This window comes from Lachnoanaerobaculum umeaense (genome assembly GCF_003589745.1).
GTDB classification, from domain to species: domain Bacteria; phylum Bacillota; class Clostridia; order Lachnospirales; family Lachnospiraceae; genus Lachnoanaerobaculum; species Lachnoanaerobaculum umeaense.
This window is the reverse complement of record NZ_CP032364.1, coordinates 1,831,093-1,856,241: the sequence shown is the minus strand read 5'-3', so window position 1 is coordinate 1,856,241 and position 25,149 is coordinate 1,831,093. Positions and strand designations below refer to the sequence as shown.

Genomic DNA, 25,149 nt, shown 5'->3' with positions numbered 1-25,149 from the left:
TATAGTAAATAAAGCATAGATTGATATACAAAGACTTAGGTAGTTGCAAAAAAAGGATGGAATAGAGAATGAATAAAAGAAATTTGACATTATTGACTGACTTGTATGAGCTTACAATGATGCAGGGCTACTATTTGGAAAACAATGCAAATGAAACAGTGATTTTTGATATGTTTTACAGATCAAATCCTAATAAAAATGGATATGCCATATGTGCAGGACTTGATCAAGTAATTGATTATGTAAAAAATCTGCATTTTGATGATGAAGATATAGAATATCTCAGAAAGACAAAATTGTTTAAAGATAATTTCTTGGAGTATTTGAGAGATTTTAAATTTACAGGTGATATCTATGCTATACCTGAGGGCAGTGTTATATTCCCTAGAGAACCGCTGGTAAAAGTGATTGCTCCTATAATGCAGGCACAGCTTATAGAGACTGCTCTTTTGAATATAATAAATCATCAGTCACTTATAGCAACAAAGGCTGCCAGAGTAGTGTTAGCTGCTGACGGTGATGGAGTGATGGAGTTTGGTCTTAGAAGAGCACAGGGACCTGATGCGGGTATCTACGGAGCAAGAGCGGCTGTGATAGGAGGTTGTGTAGGAACAAGTAATGTACTCTGCGGAAGAATGTTTGATGTACCTATACTTGGAACACATGCTCACAGCTGGATAATGAGCTTCCCGGATGAGCTTTCAGCTTTCAGAACTTATGCAAAGACTTTCCCGACAGCCTGTACACTTTTGGTAGATACATACGACACACTAAAATCAGGTGTACCGAATGCTATAGCTGTATTTAAGGAGATGAGGGAGGCAGGAATACCTCTAAAGAATTATGGTATCAGACTTGACAGCGGAGACCTTGCATACCTTTCAAAGAGAGCCAAGGAGATGCTTGATGAGGCAGGATTTAGTGATGCAATTATATCAGCATCAAATGATTTGGATGAGAATATTATATCCTCATTGAAATTACAGGGTGCTACAATAAACAGATGGGGCGTAGGTACAAACCTTATTACTTCAAAAGATTGCCCGGCATTTGGAGGAGTATACAAGCTTGCTGCTGTGATGAATGAGGAGACAGGTGAGTTTATACCAAAGATAAAATTGTCTGAGAATGCTGAGAAAATAACAAATCCGGGAAATAAGAAAATATATAGAATTTACAATAAAAAGACAGGCAAGATAATAGCAGATTATATTTGTTTAGAAGAGGAGAATCTTTCTACAGATGAGTCACTTATGCTATTTGATCCTGTTGAAACATGGAAGAGAACAAAGCTTAGTGCAGGATCATTTGAGACTAAGGAGCTTTTAGTTCCAGTATTTAAAAATGGTGAATGCGTATATGAGTCTCCTTCAGTAATGGAAATAAGAGAATTTTGTAAAAAAGAGCTTGATACTCTTTGGGATGAATCAAAGAGACTTGCATATCCTCATGAAACTTATGTGGATCTTTCACAGAAGCTGTGGGATATGAGATATGAGCTCTTACAAAAGTATAATTATCAGGAGTTATAGTTTTAAAGAGTAAAAGAAAGAGTAGTATGATACAGGAAATATATCCGAAAGTATTTTATCCCGAATATAGGAGAAAGAAAGCCAATAAGGAAAATAATAAAAAATCATTTGTTTTACATTTTGAGTACAATAAAATAATGCTTATAAAGGATGCATTAACAGGAGAAGTAAGCATACCTAGATTCGAAGATCTGGAAGAAGAAGATGAGAACATATATGAAAAGTCCTATTATGCGAACTCTGTTGATGATGAAGAATTTTATCTGGTGGAGGATATGAGTTTGCCGGAGTTTGGCGGATTCTATATGGAGGGCATACAGGCTTTGCGTGAGTTTGAACCTCGTTATCAGGCATTTGCAGGTGTAAGTGCTTCGCAGGTATACAGATGGATGCAGAGTAGAAAATATTGCGGATACTGCGGAACAAAGACAGAAAAATCCCTTACAGAGAGGGCTTTGATCTGTCCGAAGTGTAAGAATATAGAATATCCTAAAATATCTCCTGCAGTCATAGTGGCAATCAGAAACGGCAACAGACTCTTACTGACAAAGAATGCCAAGGGTATATATAATTACTATGCATTGGTGGCAGGTTTTGTAGAAGTCGGGGAGACTCTTGAAGAGGCGGTAGCCAGAGAAGTAAGGGAAGAAGTGGGCTTAAAGGTAAAAAACATACAGCCTTATAAATCACAGCCTTGGTCTTTTTCCGATACCATAATGCTGGCATTTATTGCCGATCTTGACGGAGATGATAAGATTACCTTACAGGAGGAGGAATTATCTGAGGCAAGATGGTTTGAGAGAGAAGATGTACCTGTTCTGCCTTTTCATATAAGTGTGGGGCATGAACTTATTCAAAAATTCAGAGACGGGGAAATATAAAAAGTCGGGGAAACCCGACTTTTTTATGGCAGTTTATATGGATAAAAGGGCATATTTCTTATAATGCCATATAGTATCAATATAACTATTAAAATTATCATGATAATATTTTCTACAGCAGTTGTTTTTCTTTGACCTGTTAATATATATCTTATCTGATAAAAAGCATAGTAAAGAGCTATGATAGGAAAAAGGAAAACAAGTATTTGATTATAGAAAAATGCCGACCTGATATCTCAATGTGAGAGCGATACACACATCCTGCTTACTCCGCAACTCGGACAGTCCAGATGAGTTATTGTTTTAAACATACAGGGGATTCGTATATGTATTGAATATAGTATATACAAAAAGGGGCTGTCGGGAAATGGCATCCATAAAAGAGGGAGGTGTGACTCAAAACGAGTCACACCTCCCTAAGTTTTTACATAAAAAAGATGGCTAACGATAACCATCTTTCTCCGTTACATGTTATAATGTAACTATGCTCACAGTTAATTATTATAACGACTTTTTTGAAATAGGTCAACAGAAAATCAACTTTAGCTTCTATGAATTGAGTTTACCCGATGACGATCCAGTCTATACCCCAAAAAAAGTTATGGAGGATTTAGATTTTTCCGGACTATTAGCCAATTGTTCGGACAAGGGAAGAACAGGGTACAACCCGATCATGATGTATGCAGTTATTACTTATGCAAATATGCGTGGAATACGCTCTATTGATCGTATTGTGGATTTATGTGAAAGAGATATTGCTTTTATCTGGCTTACTCAAGGGAGGAAGCCTAAAAGAGATGCTTTTTATGAATTTAAAAGTAAAAAACTTACTTCAGATATTTTGGATGACTTAAACTATCAGTTTATGAGACGATTACAAAAGGAAGGATTTGTAACATTAAAAGAATTGTTTATTGATGGAACAAAAATAGAAGCTAATGCTAATCGTTATACTTTTGTATGGCGTGGAAGTATTAATTATCATCTTGCAGGTCTGCTGGATTCTATTGATAAGCTTTATTCAGACTATAATTCTTTTTTACAAGATAATGGATTTGGTGAAAAGTACGAGCTTGGAAATGCACAAATGTTTGTGATTGACGGGATTGATAGAGTTAGAGATATTATTGAAAAAAACAGAAAAAGAAAGATTACGAAACATAAAAAGCTATCTAATAACCGTATTATAGAGATTGATAACTGCTCGCCTATTGAAATACTTAAGCTTCAGAAAAACCTTATGACTATTGCTGACGGAGAAGGTATTGTATTTGTTAACGGAAAGGGTAAGAGAAAGCCAAAGCTTCAACAACTCTATGAAGAACTTGAACATTGTGGACAGCGATTAATGCACTATAAAGAATGTTTTGAGATTATGGGGAAAGATAGAAACAGCTATTCCAAAACTGATTTGGAAGCAACCTTTATGCGAATGAAGGAAGATCATATGCTTAATGGGCAGCTAAAGCCTGCATACAATGTACAGATAGCGGTAGAGAATTATTTTATTGTACATAGTTATGTAAGTAATGATCGTACAGATTATAATACATTAATTCCGGTCCTTGAAAAGCATAAGGAAGCATTCGGAGAAGTACTTGAAGAAGTGACGGCAGACAGCGGTTATTGTAGTGAGAAAAATCTCTTATATCTAAAAGAAAATAAGATAGATAGTTATATAAAACTACAGGATCATGAAAAACGAAAAACAAGAGCATACAGTAAAGATATAGGTAAATACTACAACATGAAGACAATGGTATTTGAAGATGAGCAAGTCTATATCTGTCATGACGGCCGTGAACTTAGACATATCAACACAGAAAAGAAAAAACAGAATGGTTATACACAAACATATGAAGTATATGGATGTTCAGACTGTAGTGGATGTGAACATAAGTCTAAATGCTTATACAAATATAATCCTGATAAAGATGTTGATAAGAACAAAGTGATGAAGATCAATGAAGTATGGGAAGAGCTTCGAGAGAAATCACATGCTAACATACAGAGTGAAAAAGGTATTCTGAAACGACAGACACGGTCTATTCAAACGGAAGGTCATTTTGGAGATATTAAAGAGAATGAAGATTTCCGACGCTTTAACTATCGTTCTTCAGATAAGGTATATAAAGAATTTATGCTTTTTGCGATAGGAAGAAATATAAACAAATATCATCGTTTTCTCTACGCAAAACTAAAGAAATTTGAAGGAAAACCACAGGAGAAAACCGCATAGTAAAAAATGCAAAAGCAAAATTTCAGCCAAGGGGGTTTTATGCCCAAAAATAGACAGCATAATAGAAAAACAAAATATCCTGACAAAGTCACAAAGCCAAAATGCCTTGTACTTGTCAGGATATTTCTATTTTGTTCTGTAGGGATTAAAATTCAGTATTTCCCGACAGCTCCTTTTATTGTCCTTTTGATTCGATTCGGCATATTAATTAAAATGTAGTTTTATTAATATTATTCTGAGAATCTGCAAGCTTATTTATGCTGTCCTGCATAAAAAAAACATAATCTAGTAAATATTATAAATGTAATTGTAATATTTTATAAAGAATAATGTAATAATGCTATGAGAAGTTCGATTTATAGTCCACTTGTATTTAATAAATTGCCATATGTCCATATTCTATAGACAAAGTTTACTTATTTCACTATGCTTAATCTAAACAAATATATTTGTATTTTATTAAGGGAGGTGCTATATGAATGTAATCTATCAAAATGATGACAGTATTGACTCGGACAGTGCACTGATAAAAACGCATAGTAAATTTGAAGATTTAGAAAAACTTTTAGAATATGTAAGGGCTTATAATAATAAGCTGAATGTAAAAAAAGATGATCATCTTTATCAAATTGCCATCAATAAGTTTATAAGATTTTATTCAGGGGCAAAGCTTGTATATGCACAGACTGAGAATGAAGAGTATCAGATTTCAAAAAGGCTTTATGAGCTTGAAGAAATCCTGCCTGTACAGTTTGTCAGAGTATCAAATTCTGAAATCATAAATCTTGATTATGTCTCACATTTTTCAATGAGTGTGGGAGGGATTATAAATATTGAGTTCAAAAACGGTACAATGACCAGCTCATCAAGAAGATATCTAAAAAAAATAAAGGAGATTTTATATCATGAAAAATAAAATCATAAATAGAGTAATAGTTGGAATATTTATAGGAATTGATATAGGCTTATTTATATCTATACTGTTTTCATACTTATCAGGCAGCGGAGCCTATCAGCCGGCGCCGAATAAATTTTTGGAAGCATTTCCAAATGAGATCATGGCAATGCTTGTATCTGTTTTTATATGGGCAGCGATAGGTGCATTGTTCTCGGTCACAAGTCTTATATTTACAGATACTGAATTCAGTATAAGTAAAATGACTGTTTCGCATTGTATTATAAATTATGTGATTTTTATTCCCCTTGCAATACTTGCAGGTTGGTATTCATTTAGTATCGCAAGTTTGCTTTCATTTACAATAATATATATTTCAATATATTTTATAATCTGGCTTATATTTATGCTTATAAATAAAAAGCATGTGGAAGAAATCAATGAAAGACTTAAGAAGTCATAATTGCCGTAAAAATGTCTCTTATAAATGGATTTGCTATTGCTTTGTAATAGCTCATATGTTAAAATACTGTAGTTGTGAATAAGGCGATGGTCCTCTGGAAGAAATTTTAAGAACATCAAAATAATAGGAGGTTTCACATGAATGATTTAATAAGAAGTATTGAGGCAGAGCAACTTAAGGCAAGCGTTGATGATTTTTGTGTAGGTGATACAGTAAAAGTACACAATAAGATTCGCGAGGGTAACAGAGAGAGAATCCAGATTTTTGAGGGTACTGTTATCAAGAGACAAAATGGTGGTGCAAGAGAGACTTTCACGGTAAGAAAGAACTCAAACGGAATCGGTGTTGAGAAGACATGGCCATTACACTCTCCATCTGTTGACAGAATAGAAGTTGTAAGAAAAGGTAAAGTTAGAAGAGCTAAATTATATTATCTTCGTGACAGAGTTGGTAAGGCTGCTAAGGTTAAAGAGGCAGGTGCAAGATAATCTGAACTTAATATTTTTAATGGAGCTGTCGGGAAATACTGAATTTTAATCCCTACAGAACAAAATAGAAATATCCTGACAAGTACAAGGCGTTTTGGCTTTGTGACTTTGTCAGGATATTTTGTTTTTCTATTATGCTGTCTATTTTTGGGCATAAAACCCCCTTGGCTGAAATTTTGCTTTTGCATTTTTTACTATGCGGTTTTCTCCTGTGGTTTTCCTTCAAATTTCTTTAGTTTTGCGTAGAGAAAACGATGATATTTGTTTATATTTCTTCCTATCGCAAAAAGCATAAATTCTTTATATACCTTATCTGAAGAACGATAGTTAAAGCGTCGGAAATCTTCATTCTCTTTAATATCTCCAAAATGACCTTCCGTTTGAATAGACCGTGTCTGTCGTTTCAGAATACCTTTTTCACTCTGTATGTTAGCATGTGATTTCTCTCGAAGCTCTTCCCATACTTCATTGATCTTCATCACTTTGTTCTTATCAACATCTTTATCAGGATTATATTTGTATAAGCATTTAGACTTATGTTCACATCCACTACAGTCTGAACATCCATATACTTCATATGTTTGTGTATAACCATTCTGTTTTTTCTTTTCTGTGTTGATATGTCTAAGTTCACGACCGTCATGACAGATATAGACTTGCTCATCTTCAAATACCATTGTCTTCATGTTGTAGTATTTACCTATATCTTTACTGTATGCTCTTGTTTTTCGTTTTTCATGATCCTGTAGTTTTATATAACTATCTATCTTATTTTCTTTTAGATATAAGAGATTTTTCTCACTACAATAACCGCTGTCTGCCGTCACTTCTTCAAGTACTTCTCCGAATGCTTCCTTATGCTTTTCAAGGACCGGAATTAATGTATTATAATCTGTACGATCATTACTTACATAACTATGTACAATAAAATAATTCTCTACCGCTATCTGTACATTGTATGCAGGCTTTAGCTGCCCATTAAGCATATGATCTTCCTTCATTCGCATAAAGGTTGCTTCCAAATCAGTTTTGGAATAGCTGTTTCTATCTTTCCCCATAATCTCAAAACATTCTTTATAGTGCATTAATCGCTGTCCACAATGTTCAAGTTCTTCATAGAGTTGTTGAAGCTTTGGCTTTCTCTTACCCTTTCCGTTAACAAATACAATACCTTCTCCGTCAGCAATAGTCATAAGGTTTTTCTGAAGCTTAAGTATTTCAATAGGCGAGCAGTTATCAATCTCTATAATACGGTTATTAGATAGCTTTTTATGTTTCGTAATCTTTCTTTTTCTGTTCTTTTCAATAATATCTCTAACTCTATCAATTCCGTCAATCACAAACATTTGTGCATTTCCAAACTCGTACTTTTCGCCAAATCCATTATCTTGTAAAAAAGAATTATAGTCTGAATAAAGCTTATCAATAGAATCCAGAAGACCTGCAAGATGATAATTAATGCTTCCACGCCATACAAAAGTATAACGATTAGCATTAGCTTCTATTTTTGTTCCATCAATAAACAATTCTTTTAATGTAACAAATCCTTCTTTTTGTAATCGTCTCATAAACTGATAGTTTAAGTCATCCAAAATATCTGAAGTAAGTTTCTTACTTTTAAATTCATAAAAAGCATCTCTTTTAGGCTTCCTCCCTTGAGTAAGCCAGATAAAAGCAATATCTCTTTCACATAAATCCACAATACGATCAATAGAGCGTATTCCACGCATATTTGCATAAGTAATAACTGCATACATCATGATCGGGTTGTACCCTGTTCTTCCCTTGTCCGAACAATTGGCTAATAGTCCGGAAAAATCTAAATCCTCCATAACTTTTTTTAGGGTATAGACTGGATCGTCATCGGGTAAACTCAATTCATAGAAGCTAAAGTTGATTTTCTGTTGACCTATTTCAAAAAAGTCGTTATAATAATTAACTGTGAGCATAGTTACATTATAACATGTAACGGAGAAAGATGGTTATCGTTAGCCATCTTTTTTTATGTAAAAACTTAGGGAGGTGTGACTCGTTTTGAGTCACACCTCCCTCTTTTATGGATGCCATTTCCCGACAGCCCCATTTTTCACATAAATCTAAATAAACCAATAACCTTTCCAAGTATAGTGACTTCTTTTACCAAAATAGGCTCCATAAAATCATTTTCAGGCTGGAGACGATAATAATTTTTTTCTTTGTAGAATGTCTTTACAGTAGCAGAATCTTCTATCAAAGCTACTACGATATCCCCATTTTTTGCAGTATTTTGTTTAGATACAATGATCTGGTCTCCATCATGTATGCCAGCGTTAACCATAGATTCACCCTTAACCTTTAACATAAATATATCACTATTTGGGAGAAATTCACTTGGTATAGGAAAATAATCTATGATATTCTCAGAAGCTAATATAGGCATACCGGCTGCCACAGTACCTATCATAGGAACATTGACAACTTCTCTACGGGTAAGATTGAAAGTATCATCAGTAATTTCAATAGTTCTTGGTTTGGTAGGATCCTTCCTTATGTAGCCCTTCTTCTCAAGAGTATTTAAGTGGGCATGAACAGAGGATGTAGACTTAAGTCCCACCAATTCTCCTATTTCACGAACAGATGGAGGATATCCCTTATTCAATATGGAATCCTTTATAACATTGTATATTTCTTTTTGCTTGGTTGATAATGTGTCCATTTAGTCTCTCCTCATATATTTTTAGATAGAATACTACATCTATCCTAACATATGTTCGATTGAAATGCAAACAATAGTTCGAAAGTGAGGTTTTTGTAAAATAAAAAAGCCTTGAAAATCAAGACTTTTTAAGATGGAGATGACGGGAGTTGAACCCGTGTCCAAAAAACAATTCCCTGTTCTTCTACTATTATAGTTGCTTGTCAAAATTCCCCTTCAAAACAGTCAAACAACAAACTGTAATGAAAGGTAGCTTCATGATACATCTATATACTCAAAGCTTTGTATATAAGGTTTCTCACATAAGTCGATACAGATTCTATAAGTGTGAGTGCTTATAGGTCTGCAACTGCCTTAGGCAGCGTATGCTAAATTATCTTCAGCGTTTATATTTAATTTTGCCATTTAACGCATTGTATACGAATAGCTTCACCAGCTGCATGTTCCCTGTCGAAACCGGTACATCCCCAAATCATATGTAAATATAGAATTTACATATGATATTCTAACATATATAAATAAAAATACCACTTAAAATTTTCTTACATACGACATTATAATATCTTTCGTACCGCTTACATCAAAAAGTCCCACATCATATTTAAGGGAAAGCCTTAGCATGGTATCATAGGCTTCTTGTGAAAGAGAACATGAGAAGGCGGAATAGATTATATAATTTACGATGCTATAGTCGGTAAGATAGTTTTATATTACCGGGGGTTTTAGTCTTTTCAAAAACCATTAAATCGTAGCTCATAAAATATCTCTTAAAATTAATCTAATAAATTCATATATATTATATCACAATTTATTTTAGTATATATTTTTAGTTACTATAAAGTATGAATAACCAGCTATAAGCTATATGTATAATGTAAAACTTTACTTTTTTTATAAATTATCTTACTATAGTAAAACGAAACAGGTTTAAATACCTTTAATATATACTTATTACAGAAAGAAGAGAAATGTTTAATATAGATGTAAAACTTACACCGGAGGATGAATCGGAGGTACTAAGGTATCTTCAACACAATGGTAAAGATATAGATGAAAACCTACATGCACAGGTGCTTGAGTGTATGAATAAAATAAATGCTGTAGCAAAGCCGAACTTTGTCTTTAGAGAATGGGATTTAGAAAACAAGGGAGAATTTCCGGCGGAGCTTGACTTTTTTGTAGGGGACAGCATAAAAAAGCATATAAAGGATTGCCATAAACTCATACTAATGGCGGCAACCATTGGAGTAGGTGTGGACAATGCTATAAGAAAAGAAGAACTTAAGAATGTGGCAAATGCACTTATTATGGACTCATGCGGTTCGACACTTATAGAAGCAGTATGTGACAGTATAGAAGCAGGATTTAGAGAGCAGTATTTAAAGGAAAATAGTTATCTGACATTCAGATTTTCACCTGGATACGGTGATTTACCTATAAGCATACAGAGACAGTTTGTAAATGTGGTAAATGCGACAAGAAGAATAGGTGTAAATGTCAGTGACAGTGGAATAATGTTGCCGAGAAAATCGGTGACAGCTATAATAGGTGTCAGTGATCAAAAGTTAGAGACACTTAAAAAGAGTTGTGCAGGATGCAATCTTTTAAAATCTTGCAGGTACAGAAAGATAGGAGTTAGATGTTATGCATAATTTATTGATACTTGACGGTGCAATGGGAACAATGCTTCAGGCTGCCGGTATGAAGGCAGGAGAGCATCCTGAGGTTTTTGGATTTGACAATCCGGATATAGTAAAAAATATACATTTAAAATATATAAAATCAGGTAGCAATGTAATATATACAAATACTTTCGGAGCAAATGCACATAAACTTGAAGGCTGTAAAATAGATGTGGATACAGCCATAGCTACAGCTATAAAATCGGCAAAGGAAGCAGTGGCAGAGAGTAAAAAGGATGTAAAGATAGCTCTTGATATCGGACCTATAGGTGAGCTTTTGGAGCCGCTTGGCGTACTTAGATTTGAGGACGCCTACGAAATCTATAAGGAAATGGTAGTAGCCGGAGAGAAATACGGAGCTGATGCTATCATATTTGAGACATTTACAGATCTTTATGATGTAAGAGCTGGTGTACTTGCGGCAAAGGAAAATACAAAGCTTCCTGTATGGGTTACAATGACATATGAGACCACAGGCAGAACCTTTACCGGAACAAAGATAGAGTCTATGGCGGTAACACTTGAGGGACTTGGCGTGGATGCTCTAGGCTTTAACTGCTCTCTGGGACCAAAGGAGATATTACCTCTTGCAAAAAAACTTAAGGAATGGACCAATCTGCCTATAATAATAAAGCCAAATGCAGGACTTCCAAATCCTTCAACGGGAGAATATGATCTGATTGCAAGTGATTTTGCGGATCTGATGGCGGATTTTGGTGAAATAGGTATAGATTATGCAGGCGGATGCTGTGGCACATCTCCTGAATATATCAGTGAATTAAAATCAGCATTTGATAATAGGGAGTTCCCTGAGTTAAAGCCTACAAAGGCAAAAACAGGTATATGCTCAGGAAATGAAATGGTGGAGCTTACCGGTGTAAGAGTTGTAGGTGAGAGATTAAATCCTACAGGAAAGAAAAGATTCCAGGAAGCACTTTTAAACCATGAGATGGAATATATATGTAAGGTTGCAATAGAGGAAGAAGAGTCAGGAGCTGATATTCTGGATATCAATGTAGGTGTTCCGGGAGGTGATGAAGTTGCACTTATGATAGAGGCTGTGAAGGCGGTACAGTCTGTAGTTAATATTCCATTACAGATAGATTCATCAAATCCTGAGGCAATAGAAGCCGGACTTCGTGTATACAATGGTAGAGCGATAGTAAACTCAGTAAATGCTGAGGATGAAAGACTTGATATCATACTTCCTATTGTTAAAAAGTATGGTGCGGCAGTTATAGGACTGGCTCTAAATGAGAATGGTATACCTACAACAGCACAGGAAAGATTTGATAATGCAAAGCATATACTTGATAAGGCACTTGAGTATGGTTTAAAGAAAGAGGATGTTATAATTGACTGCCTTACACTTACAGTTTCTGCACAGCAAGATCAGGCAAAAGAAACTCTTGAGGCTGTAAGAAGGGTAACAAGGGAGCTTGGACTTCACACAACTCTGGGTGTCAGCAATATTTCATTTGGGCTTCCTGCAAGAAGTCATATCACAGAAAATTTCCTTATACAGGCAATGTATGCAGGTCTTGATCTACCTATAGTAAATCCAAATATTGAAGGAATTATGAATGCTATATATTCATTTAAGGTGCTTTCAGGAGAAGATAAAGACTCTGTAAAATATATTGAGAGATTTGCAACTGTAAAGGCTGAAACTAAGGTAGTAGCGGTATCTGACAACGGAGAAGTTACAAAGGAAATTGTACAGGATGCAATATTAAAGGGGCTTAAGGAAGAGACTTATAATAATGCAAAGAAGCTTTTAGAAAGTCACAGTGAGCTTGAAATAATAAATGAATACCTTATACCGGCACTTGATACAGTGGGAGATTTATATGAAAAACAGGTAATATTCCTCCCACAGCTTATCAATGCGGCGAATGCGGCCAGCTCTGCCTTTGAGCTTATAAAAGAGCAGATAGCCAAAAAGGGCGACAAGAATGTAAGTAAGGGTAAGATAGTGGTATGTACTGTAAAAGGTGATATACATGATATCGGGAAAAATATAGTTAAGGTAATATTGGAAAACTATGGTTATAGAATGATTGACCTTGGAAGAGATGTGGATATTCAAAAAGTGGTGGATACAGTTATCAGAGAGGATGTAAAGCTTGTCGGACTTTCAGCCCTTATGACTACCACCTTACCTGCAATGAAGAGTACTATTGAAGAGATAAGAAAGGTGTCAAATGATTGCAAGATATGGGTAGGTGGTGCAGTACTTACCAAGGAATATGCTGATGAGATGGGAGCAGATTTCTATGCACCTGATGCCAGAAGCTCAGTTGATATTGCAAAGACAGTTTTAGGATGATAAATCATGGAAAATATAAGAGACTATTTAAAGAACAATATATTGCTCTTTGACGGAGCGATGGGAACATATTATGATGAGCTTACAGATGACGGTATTGGCTGTGAACTTGCAAATATCAAAAATCCGGAGCTTATAAGAGGGATTCATAATGAATATATTAAAGCAGGTGCAAAAGCAATAATTACAAATACATTTTCCACCGGTATAGATGCATTCTTTGGTGATAGAGAACTACAAAAAGAAGTGATCAATGCAGGTATAGATATAGCACTTGAGGTTGCAAAGGACAGAGCGTATGTATTTGCAGATATGGGTGTATTAAGTGTTGACAGCAATAGTGAGGCATTTGAAGAATATAAGATCCTGGCAGATATATTCATTGAAAAAGGAATAAATAATTTTCTATTTGAAACAAGAAACAGCACTATAGGATTAAAAGCAATAGGCGAATATATCAAAGAAAGATCACCGGAGTCTTTTATAATAGCATCTTTTGCGGTAATGCCTGACGGGTATTCAAGTGAAGGGTATTACTATAAGTCAATGTTTAAAGAGATCTGTGAGTCAGGATTTTTTGATGCGGTAGGATTAAACTGTGTTTCAGGTGCAAATCATATGGCAAAGCTTTTAAAAGATGTGGATACTGACGGATTATACCTTATTGCTATGCCAAATGCCGGATATCCTATAGTAAGAGATAATAAAATACACTATGGTTCATTGGCAAATTATTTTGCGGCTCAGATAGAAGATATTCTTGATATGGGTGTAAATGTAGTCGGAGGATGTTGTGGAACTACTCCAAAGCATATTGAGCTGCTAAAAAAGAGTATGAGCGGAATGCTTATAAAACCGAGAAAGTCTGTAAAGAAAGAAAAGAATGTCTTCCAGAATGTAAGATTAAACAGGTTTGAACAAAAGCTTTTATCAGGAGAAAAGCCTATAGCTGTAGAGCTTGACTCACCGATAGATACCAATGTTTCCAAGTTTATGGAAAATGCAGGTAAATTAAAAACAGCAGGAGCTGATATTGTAACTATAGCAGACAATCCTATAGCAAGAGCAAGAATGGACAGCTGTTTGCTTGCTTGCAAAGTAAGAAATGAACTTGACTTGGATGTACTGCCTCATATGACCTGTAGAGACAGAAATGTAAATGCAGCTAAGGGACTATTGCTTGGTGCAAGTGCAATGGGAGTTGACAATGTGCTTGTAATAACCGGAGATCCGATACCGAATGCTCAAAGAGATGAGATAAGATCAGTATTTGAGTTCAATTCAGTGAAGTTTGCAAACTTTATCAAATCTTTGAATGATGAAGTTTTTGAAAGCCCTATGAATATCTGTGGTGCTTTAAATGTAAATGCCAAGAACTTCAGTGCGGAGCTTAGAAAGGCAAAAAGAAAGCAGGAAAACGGTGTAAAGGTACTCTTTACTCAGCCGGTTTTGACACAGAGAGCTATTGATAATCTAAAAGAAGCCAGAGAAAATCTGGATATTAAGATAATGGGCGGAATTATTCCTATAGTAAGTGAAAGAAATGCCAGATATATGCAAAGCGAAGTGAACGGCATATATATTACAGATGATATCGTAGAAAAGTATATCGGCAAAGAAAGAGAAGAAGCCGAAGAGATCGCACTTTCTATGTCAAAAGAGATAGCAAATGAGATCTATGATCTGGTGGATGGATATTATCTCATAACTGTTTTAAACAGAGTAAGTTTGATGGAAAGACTTATAAAGACTGTAAAAGAGGTTTGTGAAAACAGATAATATTTATAGAAATTAATTAAATAGAGTGAGTCAGCATAAATATTATAATACTTTATCATATAATCCTGTGAGTTGAGTTCAAATCACAGGATTACACATTTAAAATCTAGATCCTAAGCTTTTCTATACTTGTTTTTAATATTTCAAAGGTTTTATTTACCTCATCTTCCGTATTGTACTTGCTTAATGTAAGTCGCAAGGAGGATGAGGCCCTTTTTTTATCATTTGATATAGCCATAATTACATGCGAAGGATCTATACTTCCTGTGGTGCAGGCAGAACCAAGGGATGCACATACATCATTTTGGTTTAATAAAATCAAGAGTAGCTCACCGCTTATATTTTCAAAGTATATATTTATATTATTAAAAAGTCTATTCTCCACATCACCGTTTACATGAGAGCCTTCTATATTTTCAAGTATCAAAGAAAATAACTTATCTCTAAGTGATTTTATATATAAGCTGTCTTTTTCTAAGGACTCATAGCAGCTTTTTAAAGCATTTGCCATAGCGATTATACCGAAAGTGTTTTCTGTACCGGCTCTGCGATTTCTCTCCTGACTGCCGCCATGTATTAAAGATGTAAGCTTAATACCGCTTCTTATATATAAGAAGCCGATACCCTTTGGTGAGTGGAATTTATGTCCGCTTGCACTGAGTAAATCAATACCTAGATCATTCACATCAATAGGAAGGTGGCCTACAGCCTGTACCGCATCAGTGTGGAATAAAATATTGTGTTCACCGGCAATCTTTCCGATTTCTTTAGTAGGTTGTATAGTACCTATTTCATTGTTTGCAAACATTATGCTTATAAGGACTGTATCTTCTCTTATAGCTGACTTAAGCTCATTTATATCAATAATCCCTTTTTCATCAGTACTTAGATAAGTGACTTCATAACCTTTTTTTTCAAGGTAAGAGAGTGTATGCAGTACAGAGTGATGCTCAATCTTTGAACTGATGATATGCTTTCCTTTATTTTCCATAAGTTCACAGGATTTTAATATTGCCCAGTTATTGGATTCACTGCCGCCTGAGGTAAAATATATCTCATTATATCTAGCACCGAGTAGATTTGCTATCATCTCTCTGGCATCTTCCATATCAGCCTTTACATCATTTGCCATAGAATAGCTTGATGAAGGATTGGCATAGTTTTCAAATAAATATTTTTTTGCTATATCAAAAGCCTCCTTATCCACCACAGTGGTAGAGGCGTTGTCCATATATATCATAGTACTCCTGTTCTTTATAAAACTTTACATTGACATATTATAAATAAAATCATTATAAAATAAAATAGTAATGATAAGATTTGTGTTAAGGACATAAGTAAAAAAATATGATAAAATGATGTGGATTTTAAAAGTAAATAGATATTTATCGGAGAATATATGGAAAAGAAAAAAGTAGTGGTAGGTATGTCGGGAGGAGTGGACTCCTCAGTGGCTGCCTATCTTTTAAAAGAGGCCGGATATGATGTCACAGGTGTGACTATGCAGATATGGCAAAGTGAAGATGAAGAGGATATGTCAGGCAGTGGAGGATGCTGCGGTCTGTCTGCTGTAGATGATGCCAGAAGAGTGGCGAGAGATATCGGTATACCCTATTATGTAATGAATTTCAGAGATGAGTTTAAAGATAAGGTAATAGATTATTTTGTGAATGAATATGTACAGGCAAGGACACCTAATCCATGTATTGCCTGCAACAGATATGTAAAATGGGAATCCCTTTTGGAGAGAAGTATGATGCTTGGAGCGGACTATATTGCCACAGGTCATTATGCCAGAATAGAGAAGCTTGAAAATGGAAGATATGCTCTCAGGACATCAAAGACAAGTGCTAAGGATCAGACATATGCACTTTATAATCTTACACAGGATCAGCTTTCAAGAACCTTGATGCCTATAGGAGATTATGAAAAGGATGAGATTAGAGAGATTGCAAAAAAATTCAACCTCAGAGTGGCAAATAAGCCGGACAGTCAGGAGATATGCTTTGTTTCAGATAATGACTATGCTTTATTTGTGGAAAATGAAATAGGCAAAAAGATGCCTGAGGGAAACTTTGTGACAGCTGACGGAGAGATACTGGGTAGGCATAAGGGAATACTGCATTATACTATCGGCCAGAGAAAGGGACTTGGTATAGCACTGGGACATCCTATCTTTGTCACTGAGATAAGACCTGAGACAAATGAAGTTGTGATAGGTGAAAATGATGATGTTTTCGGATACAGTCTGGAGGCAAATAATCTGAATGCAATGGCAGTGGAAAGCTTTTTTGATGATATGAGAGCTATCGGAAAGATAAGATATTCACATAAGGGTGAACACTGCACAGTCAAGGTACTTGGAGAAGACAGGATAAGAATAGACTTTGATGAAAAGGTAAGAGCAATTACGCCGGGACAGGCTGTTGTACTTTATGATGAAAGCGGACTTGTACTTGGTGGGGGAACAATTATAAAAAAATGTGATTAAACTGATTTGTACTGTATAAAGAGGCATAGAATATGAAAAAAAATATATTTAGAATTTCCATACTGAACAGTATTATTATAAGCTATGTAATAGGATTATTTTTAGTTATAGGATGGACTGTAATTTCTGCAATATCTTCGATTGTAGAATATGGACAAGTTAGGGATATAGCTGCCGGGATTGTAGCCATTCCTTTATGGGGAGGATTTGTAGCCGCCTTATTTATATATCCTATAGTGTTGGCGGTATATCAACTGGTGATGCTTATCCTTGAAACAGATAGAATAATGTCAAAAACAGGAGTGGGCTTTGATCAGATTGTAATATGGTATGGATTTATTTTAGAAGGACTTTATATTGCAGTAGTAAAAGATGCAACAGGATCTGACTGGAGTGAAGTGCTGACAAATTCAGAAACACATACACCTATCTTTACAGGAGCAGGACTCACAATTTGTGTACTATGCTTTATAGGTCTTATCGGGTATTATTATCTGAGGATTTGTTCACTAAAAAAAATACCGCCTTTACTTGCAGTGTTTTCAATATCGGCTATGTATATTTGGTTAGTTGTAATAGTTATTTTCACTGTACAGGTATTTGGTAGTGGTGGAATGGTAGGGAGATATTCTGATTTATACCTATTGATTTATCCTTTTTGCATTGCTTGCATTATAGTAAGGACAATTCTTTGTAAGGTCCGTGAGTGGAATGAACTTGAGATGGAAAGAGGAAAGATACAAAATAATGTGATTTTAAATTTTTTAGATAAAATACTGTCAAATTCAAGACTTTGGCCCATATATGCTCTAGTTCTTATGCTACCTTTATTAGGAATTATTATAGCTATATTATTGCTTTTCGGTCAGGCACCGGATTCTGTTATAAAGGCATGGACTGAAACTGCTGACTGGAGATTGTCACTAAAGGAAGCACCTCAAAATATTTATTATGATGAGCATTATCTTTGTACGGTAGCGGCAGGCGGACATAAAAAGATTGTAAAACCTATACGAAAAGGGGTACGCCACGGCCATGAGGTAATTGTAAACAGGCAGCTATGTGTAGCAAATGCCTTTGAACAGATATTAGAGGAGAAAACACCTCACTTCCACAAACTTGTGAGGGGAGTATATGATCGCTACGGCTTCCCTGTTGCAAGACTTATAAAGAGTAAATGGATTGCAGATATTATATATATTATGATGAAGCCTTTAGAATGGATATTCTTAATGGTGATATATATGTGTGATGTACATCCAGAGAATAGAATAGCGACTCAGTATATGGGTAAAAAATAATATATGGAGATTTAACTTGATAAAGCTCCGATTTGTGTGATTTTAAATATTAGTAATTTGGCATAATATACATAATATTGTATGTTATGCCGTTTTTTCTTTGTTGAAGTGAATATCAAATACATAAAAAAGTTTCAAAAGATGAAGATAGAACAAATTATAAATTATGCTATAATTATTTTATGTCACTGATATTGAAAGGATAAGTAAAACAATGGCCAAGAAAAAAACTGATGAAAAGGCATTTAATATAGATAGTATTTTGTTCAATTGTAGAGATTATTTGCGTGCTGCACGTAATTCCGGTTCATTTTTTGAAAAAAGAGATATGATGCTCACTCTTGTATTCTTGAGATTTATCGGAGAAAAATATGAAGATGGAATAGAAGCTCTTCGTAAGACTCTGATTGAGCAAGGACTTGACCCTGATGATGAAAATATCAGGGCGGCATTTTTTGAGGATGCTACTTTTGCAGATGGAACATATAACCTTCCTATGGAAGCGAGATGGTCAACAATCATTAATACACCTGCACCAAAGCTTAATGTTGCGCTGGATACTGCGCTGGCAAGACTTGAAGAGGAAGATCCTCAGCTTAAAGGCTGCTTTGTTAAGGGTACATTTACTTCGAGAAACTTAGCAGCTAATGATATTAAAAAGATTGTAGATGAGGTAAATAAAATCAGCCATAAGGCTTTTGGAGCTGAAAAGGATTTGATTGGATATGTATACGAATATTTCCTTAAGGAGTTTGCGGTAAATGCAACGAAGGAAGAAGGTGAGTTCTACACTCCCAATGATGTGGTTCAACTTATCGCTGCTATGATCGAGCCGTTTGAAGGTACTCTGTATGATCCTGCCTGCGGTTCCGGAGGTATGTTTATACAGAGTGCTGAACTGGTAAAATCAAAGCAAGGAAACCTTAATAGTATTAATATCTATGGACAGGAAAAAGAGCCTGCGACATATCGACTTGCTAAAATGAATCTGGCACTACGTGGTATCAGTCATAATCTTGGTGGAGAAAGCGATTCTTCCTTTACGCATGATTTACATAAGGGATTGCATTTTAATTACATCATGGCAAATCCACCTTTCAATCTGAAGGGATGGTATGATGAAAACCTAAAAAATGATGCTCGTTGGGCAGACTATGTTACACCTCCTGAAAGTAATGCAAACTATGCTTGGATTTTGCATATCCTTTCCCACTTAAAGCCGGCAGATGGTGTCGCGGGCTTCTTACTTGCGAATGGTGCATTGAATGATAGCGATACATTGGAAATCCGTAAAAGATTGATACAGAAGGATAAGGTAGAGGCTATTGTGGTTCTTCCCAGAGAGTTATTTATTACTACAGACATCAGTGTAACATTGTGGATTTTGAATCAGAATAAAAAAGGTGGTAAATATCATGGCAGAAATCTCCGAAATCGTGAGGGGGAAATTCTCTTCATGGATTTACGCCAATGGAGAGAAAATGCTGTTAAAGGGGAGAATAAAAAGAAGGTTCGCTTAACTAGTGAGCAAATACAGCGTGCTGCTGATATATATCACACTTGGCAATGTGAAGGTACAGACGGACAAAAATATGAAGTGCCTGAACTTTACCGCAGTGTTGGCAATAGTGAAATTGAAGAAAAAGGATGGGCACTTACACCAAGTAAATATATCGAGTTTATTGACCATGATTTAGGGATTGACTATGAAAAAGAAATGGCTCGTATCCAAGCTGAAATGAAAGAAATTATAAAACGGGAAAAAGAATCTCAAAAGATGTTAGAAGATGCATTTAGGGGGATTGGATATGGGATTGACTAAGTATAAAATAGGTGACCTTATATCAGTCATAGATGAGCTAAATGATAATGGCATTCGTGAATTTTATGGTATCAATATAAATAAGGAATTCATGCCAACAGCTGCTAATACAGAAGGTTTAGATGAGACAAAATATAAAATAGTTAGAAAGAATCGTTTTGTATATAGTGGTATGCAAACTGGTAGAGATGAGTGTATAAGGATAAGTATGTATACAGAGGATGTTCCTATTCTTGTATCTCCGGCATATACTACTTTTGAGGTAACAGCTTTAAGTACTGTTATTCCGCTTTATTTTTTTATGAAATTTCTTACTAAAGAGAAAGATAGATATGGTGCTTTTTGTAGTGATGGAAGCATTCGATCAAATCTTGACTGGAATGTTTTTTGTAATATAGAGATAGAACTCCCTTCCATTGAAGTTCAGCAAAAGTATGTCAATGTATATAATGCTATGCTCTCAAATCAACAGAGTTATGAGCGTGGCTTGGAGGATTTGAAACTTACTTTTGAAGTGGTAATTGATGAATATAAACACAAATCGACAAAGAAATTGGTGGGTGATATTCTTGAAGAAGTGGATATCAGAAATGATAATGGAACAGTTTATAATGTTCAAGGTATTAATATTACAAAACAGTTTATGCCATCTGTCGCAAACACAAATAGTGTAGAGCTATCAAAATATAAATTAGTTTTTAAAGGTCAGTTTGCATTTTCAGGAATGCAAACCGGACGAGATGAATGCATACGAATTGCCTTATTTGATAATGAAGAGCCAATTATTATTTCACCAGCTTATAAAGTTTTAAAAATAAAATATGATACCGTCATCGCAGAATATGTAATGATGTGGTTTTCACGTAAAGAAGTTGACCGCTTAGGCTGGTTTATGAGTGATGCAAGCATAAGAACAAATTTAGATATGGATCGATTCTACGAAATAGGAATACCTGTACCAGCTTTAGAAGTTCAAAGGGCTATTGTTGATATATACAACGCCTTCAAAGCTCGTAAAGAAATTAACGAAAAACTAAAAGCACAAATAAAAGATATCTGCCCAATACTTATTAAAGGTTCAATTGAAGAAGGAAGAAAAACAAAGGGGATGTAATATATGGCAAAGTTAAAGGAATATAACGGTCATTACTGTGAGTCTGAATATGAATATGCCTTTATCGGATTTTTGGAAGCAGAAGGCTGGAAATATATCTCAGGCAATAATATTAAACGTGTCAATAAAAGAGATGTATTGATTGCTGATGATTTCAAGCAGTTTATTTCTGTTACAAATCCTGAACTTACAAAGGATGAAGTTATACAGATTTTTGACAATGTTCGTCTTGTCGGTGCAGAGAGTGATTTTGCAACCTTACATAAGGTTTATGGCTGGATGGTTGACAGTATTCAGTTTACATTGCAAGACGGTACGGTAAAAATGGTATCTCTTATAGATTTTGAGAATCCCAATAATAATATCTTCCGTGTTATTAATCAGTTTACAGTGGAGTATACAAATAACGGACAAAAGGAGAATCGTAGACCGGATGTACTGTTATATGTGAATGGAATGCCACTATGTGTCATAGAACTGAAAAATCCTGCCGATGTTCATGCAACAGTCTATGATGCATGGGAGCAGATTACTATTCGTTATTGGAGGGATATTCCACATTTATTACATTACTGTCCATTGGCTTGCATATCAGACGGTGTTAAAACAAGACTTGGAACGGTGCGTACGCCTTATGAGCATTTTTATGCTTGGAGGCGTGTGAATGACGGTGATCAAGTCTCAACACTGCCATTTGCAGAAACAGAAACAATGATTAAGGGTGTGTATTCACCGATAAGATTTTTAGAAATTTTTAGAGATTATATTTATTTTCAAGACAGCATTTATGATAGTGCAGAAGTGGAAATAGTATGTAGATATCCCCAGTTTTTTGCGTCCAAGCTTCTGAAACAGAGCATAGTAAATTCTGTCGTTACAAAAAGTGGTAAAGGCGGAACATATTTTGGCGCAACAGGATGTGGTAAAACGTATACCATGGCTTTCCTTGCACGTCAGCTTGCACTTAGATGTTCTAATATTCAGGAAATCGGTTCTCCAACAATTATTCTAATTGTGGACCGAGATGAATTACAAAAACAAGGGGCAAAATTATTCACCAAGAGTAAAGAGTTTTTAAATCTTGGTGAAGTATCTGTCGTAAAAAATAGAGCACAGTTAAGGCAGGAACTTGGTTCAAGACAGAGTGGAGGATTTTATATATGCACTATTCAAAAGTTCTGTGATAGAGAAGATGATAAAATCGGCCTTATCAATGAACGTAAGAATATTATATGTTTCTCTGATGAAGCCCATAGAACACAACTGGAACATTCTAGAAAGATACAGTTTAGCAAGGATACTGATGAAAACATGAAAGCAATGGTATCAAAACCATATGCAAAAGTATTGAAAGAAGCATTTCCACATGCAACATTTGTAGGTTTCACAGGTACGCCTATCGCTGAAACTTATCAGACATTTGGTGATGAAATTGATAGATACACAATGGATCAGGCAGTTGCTGACGGTCTTACTGTTTCTATTAAGTATCATCCTCGTATTGCAAAGGTATTACTTGATCAGACAAAGGCTAAAGAAATTGAAAATTACTATAAAAAGTGTGCTGATGATGGTGCAACATATGATGATATTGAAGCAAGTAAACGTGCTATGAGTTCAATTGAAGTGATACTCGCAGAGCCTTCACGTTTGGAAAGGCTTGCTACTGATATTCACGATCACTATATTGCATCCTGTGATGCTGATCCCGGTAGAGTTCAAAAAGCAATGATTGTATGTTCAAGTAGAAAGATTGCTTATTCCCTTCTTTTGAAATTTAAAGACAAGTATCCGGAATGGTTTGAAGAAAAGAAATCATCAGATGGAGTTAATGTAACAGATGATGAACTGAAAGAATTAAAGTCTATGCCGTTTATGGCTATGGTGTCAAGTGTTGGAAGTAATGATGAATCTGAGATGTATAACTATCTTGGTGGAGTAAAAAATGATAGACGTTCTGAAGAATTGGATGTAGCTTTTAAGCAGGAAAAATCTAATTTTCGTATCGTAATCGTAGTTGATATGTGGATTACAGGTTTCGATGTTCCTTCACTTACATATTTATACAATGATAAACCTTTAAAAAAACACTTACTTATACAGACAATTAGCCGTGTGAATAGAAAGTACTCCGGTAAGGATTACGGTATGATTATTGATTACATAGGTATTCGTGACAATATGCGTGAAGCTATGAAAATCTATGGTGGTGATACTTCGGTTGCACCTACATCAGATGATGTTGAACAAGCTACGACTGTGTTCAGAGAAGAACTTGAAGTTCTTAAACAACAGTTCAGTGGTTATGATCTCGCTCCGTTTTTGAATCCTGATTGCGATCCTTTTGAAAGATATAAATTACTTTCAAAAGCAGCTGAATATGTTTTTGCATCAACACAGATGCTATATACTGAAGGTAATGTAAAGGATAATCGGATTTCTTTTAAGTCCTATTTCTTAAATACTGTAAAAAGAATGAGAAACGCTTTTGATATTTGTCAGCCTTCAGGTAATCTTGGGGAGGAAGAATCTGCTCTTGCTCAGTGCTTTATGGCTATAGCCGGCTTTGTGCGTAAAATGAGCGGGACAAGCGATGTCGATGCGGATACTATGAATCGTGTAGTTTCAAAAATGGTGGAAGAAGCGTTGAAATACAATCAGGTAGAAAGTGTTCTTGAAAGCGGTGAGGAAGAAGATATCTTCTCTCCGGAATATTTTGAGAAGTTATCTGATGTAAAAATGCCGGCAACAAAGCTGGAATTGCTTGTTAAAATGCTTCGAAAGCAGATTAAGGAGTATAGCAAAGTTAATCAGTTGGCAGCAAAGTCTTTTCAAGAGATGCTGGAAAAGACCATTGCTGAATATCATGAAAGAAGAAAGCACCTTACTGCCGAAGAAGCCGGAGCAACTCAGGAAATAGCTTCAGAAGATATTATAAAGGCTGCAACTGAGCAAGCTTTAGAAATCCTTCGTCAAATGAATAAAGATAGAGAGAGTTTCCGTAAGATAGGATTAACTTTTGAAGAAAAGGCATTCTATGATATTTTGATTGCTCTTCGTGACCAACATAATTTTGAATATGGCGAAGATAAAGAGATTGATGGAGTTTTGATTAATGATAAGTGTAAGTCTCTTGCCAAAAAAGTTAAGGAAATTATAGATACGAAGTCCTCATTTGCAGACTGGCTTAATAACCAGAATGTTCGTAATCAGTTAAAGCTTGATATAAAGATTTGTTTGATTAAAAATGGTTATCCGCCACAGTACAGCCCGGAAGTATTTAATAAGGTTATGGATCAGGTGGAAAATTTTAAAGAGAATACAGAGACTACATCTGAAAATAATGTTATTCATTTTACGTATTCTGTGCCAATAAAAAGAACTAAGAAGGCTGCGGAAGATAGTATATCATATGGAAATAAAAAAGATTAATCAGAG

Annotated in this window: 18 protein-coding genes and 1 other RNA gene; 14 read left to right on the top strand and 5 right to left on the bottom strand. The window is 35.2% G+C overall.

Annotated elements, in window-relative coordinates; all coding sequences use genetic code 11:
* Positions 1 to 68: 68 nt before the first annotated feature.
* A complete protein-coding gene (locus tag D4A81_RS08405; protein ID WP_111525507.1) occupies positions 69 to 1,532 on the top strand; it encodes a nicotinate phosphoribosyltransferase in 1,464 nt (487 codons plus the stop codon).
* A gap of 26 nt (positions 1,533 to 1,558) precedes the next feature.
* The gene (gene nudC, locus D4A81_RS08400) at positions 1,559 to 2,413 is read left to right on the top strand and encodes an NAD(+) diphosphatase (protein WP_111525508.1); all 855 of its coding nucleotides are present in this window, start codon (positions 1,559 to 1,561) and stop codon (positions 2,411 to 2,413) included.
* A 236-nt stretch (positions 2,414 to 2,649) separates the two neighbouring features.
* Here the strand turns inward: nudC and D4A81_RS13830 are convergent, their stop codons facing one another.
* Positions 2,650 to 2,724, bottom strand: a complete 75-nt coding sequence (locus D4A81_RS13830) for a DUF2752 domain-containing protein (protein WP_243111802.1) — start codon at positions 2,722 to 2,724, stop codon at positions 2,650 to 2,652.
* Positions 2,725 to 2,897: 173 nt separating this feature from the next.
* Between D4A81_RS13830 and D4A81_RS08390 the strand changes: the two genes are divergently transcribed.
* The 4 genes from D4A81_RS08390 to rplS all read left to right on the top strand — a co-directional run bounded on the left by D4A81_RS08390 (position 2,898) and on the right by rplS (position 6,498).
* Positions 2,898 to 4,652: an IS1182 family transposase gene (locus D4A81_RS08390; protein ID WP_119808283.1), complete on the top strand. Its 1,755-nt coding sequence runs from the start codon at positions 2,898 to 2,900 to the stop codon at positions 4,650 to 4,652.
* A 475-nt stretch (positions 4,653 to 5,127) separates the two neighbouring features.
* On the top strand, positions 5,128 to 5,568 hold the full coding sequence (locus tag D4A81_RS08380; RefSeq protein WP_111526130.1) for a LytTR family DNA-binding domain-containing protein: 441 nt from the start codon (positions 5,128 to 5,130) through the stop codon (positions 5,566 to 5,568).
* Entirely contained in the window at positions 5,558 to 6,010 is a 453-nt protein-coding gene (locus D4A81_RS08375; protein WP_111526131.1) for a DUF3021 domain-containing protein, read from the top strand. The genes D4A81_RS08380 and D4A81_RS08375 overlap by 11 nt, the downstream gene beginning before the upstream one ends.
* Positions 6,011 to 6,147: 137 nt before the next feature.
* Positions 6,148 to 6,498 carry a 50S ribosomal protein L19 gene (gene rplS / locus D4A81_RS08370; protein WP_111526132.1) on the top strand — a complete coding sequence of 117 codons (351 nt, stop codon included), beginning with the start codon at positions 6,148 to 6,150 and terminating at the stop codon, positions 6,496 to 6,498.
* 194 nt (positions 6,499 to 6,692) lie between these two features.
* On the opposite strand, the gene D4A81_RS08365 is transcribed toward rplS, so the two are convergent.
* From D4A81_RS08365 to ssrA, 3 genes are all read right to left on the bottom strand, one after another.
* Positions 6,693 to 8,447 carry an IS1182 family transposase gene (locus D4A81_RS08365; RefSeq protein WP_119808279.1) on the bottom strand — a complete coding sequence of 585 codons (1,755 nt, stop codon included), beginning with the start codon at positions 8,445 to 8,447 and terminating at the stop codon, positions 6,693 to 6,695.
* 137 nt (positions 8,448 to 8,584) lie between these two features.
* Positions 8,585 to 9,193 (bottom strand): transcriptional repressor LexA, encoded by a 609-nt coding sequence (gene lexA, locus D4A81_RS08360; RefSeq protein ID WP_111524323.1) that lies wholly within the window; start codon positions 9,191 to 9,193, stop codon positions 8,585 to 8,587.
* Positions 9,194 to 9,324: 131 nt separating this feature from the next.
* Positions 9,325 to 9,662, bottom strand: a transfer-messenger RNA (tmRNA) gene (gene ssrA / locus D4A81_RS08355).
* A 499-nt stretch (positions 9,663 to 10,161) separates the two neighbouring features.
* Here ssrA and D4A81_RS08350 point away from each other — a divergent pair.
* From D4A81_RS08350 to D4A81_RS08340, 3 genes are read left to right on the top strand one after another with little or no spacing between them, the layout of a single operon-like run.
* On the top strand, positions 10,162 to 10,845 hold the full coding sequence (locus D4A81_RS08350; RefSeq protein ID WP_111524324.1) for a vitamin B12 dependent-methionine synthase activation domain-containing protein: 684 nt from the start codon (positions 10,162 to 10,164) through the stop codon (positions 10,843 to 10,845).
* Positions 10,838 to 13,204: a homocysteine S-methyltransferase family protein gene (locus D4A81_RS08345; RefSeq protein WP_111524325.1), complete on the top strand. Its 2,367-nt coding sequence runs from the start codon at positions 10,838 to 10,840 to the stop codon at positions 13,202 to 13,204. The genes D4A81_RS08350 and D4A81_RS08345 overlap by 8 nt, the downstream gene beginning before the upstream one ends.
* 6 nt (positions 13,205 to 13,210) lie before the next feature.
* A complete protein-coding gene (locus D4A81_RS08340) occupies positions 13,211 to 14,983 on the top strand; it encodes a bifunctional homocysteine S-methyltransferase/methylenetetrahydrofolate reductase (protein WP_111524326.1) in 1,773 nt (590 codons plus the stop codon).
* 106 nt (positions 14,984 to 15,089) lie between these two features.
* Here the strand turns inward: D4A81_RS08340 and D4A81_RS08335 are convergent, their stop codons facing one another.
* Positions 15,090 to 16,223, bottom strand: coding sequence for a cysteine desulfurase family protein (locus D4A81_RS08335; RefSeq protein ID WP_111524327.1), 1,134 nt, complete (start codon positions 16,221 to 16,223; stop codon positions 15,090 to 15,092).
* Positions 16,224 to 16,382: 159 nt separating this feature from the next.
* On the opposite strand from D4A81_RS08335, the gene mnmA reads away from it, so the two are divergent.
* The 5 genes from mnmA to D4A81_RS08310 all read left to right on the top strand — a co-directional run bounded on the left by mnmA (position 16,383) and on the right by D4A81_RS08310 (position 25,143).
* A complete protein-coding gene (mnmA, locus tag D4A81_RS08330) occupies positions 16,383 to 17,474 on the top strand; it encodes a tRNA 2-thiouridine(34) synthase MnmA (protein WP_111524328.1) in 1,092 nt (363 codons plus the stop codon).
* A gap of 32 nt (positions 17,475 to 17,506) precedes the next feature.
* Positions 17,507 to 18,775: a DUF6688 domain-containing protein gene (locus tag D4A81_RS08325; RefSeq protein WP_111524329.1), complete on the top strand. Its 1,269-nt coding sequence runs from the start codon at positions 17,507 to 17,509 to the stop codon at positions 18,773 to 18,775.
* Between the two features lie 214 nt (positions 18,776 to 18,989).
* Positions 18,990 to 20,597 carry an N-6 DNA methylase gene (locus D4A81_RS08320; RefSeq protein WP_111524330.1) on the top strand — a complete coding sequence of 536 codons (1,608 nt, stop codon included), beginning with the start codon at positions 18,990 to 18,992 and terminating at the stop codon, positions 20,595 to 20,597.
* Positions 20,584 to 21,711 carry a restriction endonuclease subunit S gene (locus tag D4A81_RS08315; protein ID WP_111524331.1) on the top strand — a complete coding sequence of 376 codons (1,128 nt, stop codon included), beginning with the start codon at positions 20,584 to 20,586 and terminating at the stop codon, positions 21,709 to 21,711. Before D4A81_RS08320 ends, D4A81_RS08315 begins: the two co-directional genes overlap by 14 nt.
* A gap of 3 nt (positions 21,712 to 21,714) precedes the next feature.
* Positions 21,715 to 25,143, top strand: coding sequence for a type I restriction endonuclease subunit R (locus D4A81_RS08310; RefSeq protein ID WP_111524332.1), 3,429 nt, complete (start codon positions 21,715 to 21,717; stop codon positions 25,141 to 25,143).
* The last annotated feature ends 6 nt before the right edge of the window (positions 25,144 to 25,149 follow it).

Excerpts from the sequence above, each read along its gene's own strand:
- D4A81_RS08405 (WP_111525507.1), top strand. The coding sequence starts at position 69 with ATGAATAAAAGAAATTTGACATTATTGACTGACTTGTATGAGCTTACA.
- nudC (WP_111525508.1), top strand. The coding sequence starts at position 1,559 with ATGATACAGGAAATATATCCGAAAGTATTTTATCCCGAATATAGGAGA.
- D4A81_RS08390 (WP_119808283.1), top strand. The coding sequence starts at position 2,898 with ATGCTCACAGTTAATTATTATAACGACTTTTTTGAAATAGGTCAACAG.
- D4A81_RS08380 (WP_111526130.1), top strand. The coding sequence starts at position 5,128 with ATGAATGTAATCTATCAAAATGATGACAGTATTGACTCGGACAGTGCA.
- D4A81_RS08375 (WP_111526131.1), top strand. The coding sequence starts at position 5,558 with ATGAAAAATAAAATCATAAATAGAGTAATAGTTGGAATATTTATAGGA.
- rplS (WP_111526132.1), top strand. The coding sequence starts at position 6,148 with ATGAATGATTTAATAAGAAGTATTGAGGCAGAGCAACTTAAGGCAAGC.
- D4A81_RS08365 (WP_119808279.1), bottom strand. The coding sequence starts at position 8,447 with ATGCTCACAGTTAATTATTATAACGACTTTTTTGAAATAGGTCAACAG.
- lexA (WP_111524323.1), bottom strand. The coding sequence starts at position 9,193 with ATGGACACATTATCAACCAAGCAAAAAGAAATATACAATGTTATAAAG.
- D4A81_RS08350 (WP_111524324.1), top strand. The coding sequence starts at position 10,162 with ATGTTTAATATAGATGTAAAACTTACACCGGAGGATGAATCGGAGGTA.
- D4A81_RS08345 (WP_111524325.1), top strand. The coding sequence starts at position 10,838 with ATGCATAATTTATTGATACTTGACGGTGCAATGGGAACAATGCTTCAG.
- D4A81_RS08340 (WP_111524326.1), top strand. The coding sequence starts at position 13,211 with ATGGAAAATATAAGAGACTATTTAAAGAACAATATATTGCTCTTTGAC.
- D4A81_RS08335 (WP_111524327.1), bottom strand. The coding sequence starts at position 16,223 with ATGATATATATGGACAACGCCTCTACCACTGTGGTGGATAAGGAGGCT.
- mnmA (WP_111524328.1), top strand. The coding sequence starts at position 16,383 with ATGGAAAAGAAAAAAGTAGTGGTAGGTATGTCGGGAGGAGTGGACTCC.
- D4A81_RS08325 (WP_111524329.1), top strand. The coding sequence starts at position 17,507 with ATGAAAAAAAATATATTTAGAATTTCCATACTGAACAGTATTATTATA.
- D4A81_RS08320 (WP_111524330.1), top strand. The coding sequence starts at position 18,990 with ATGGCCAAGAAAAAAACTGATGAAAAGGCATTTAATATAGATAGTATT.
- D4A81_RS08315 (WP_111524331.1), top strand. The coding sequence starts at position 20,584 with ATGGGATTGACTAAGTATAAAATAGGTGACCTTATATCAGTCATAGAT.
- D4A81_RS08310 (WP_111524332.1), top strand. The coding sequence starts at position 21,715 with ATGGCAAAGTTAAAGGAATATAACGGTCATTACTGTGAGTCTGAATAT.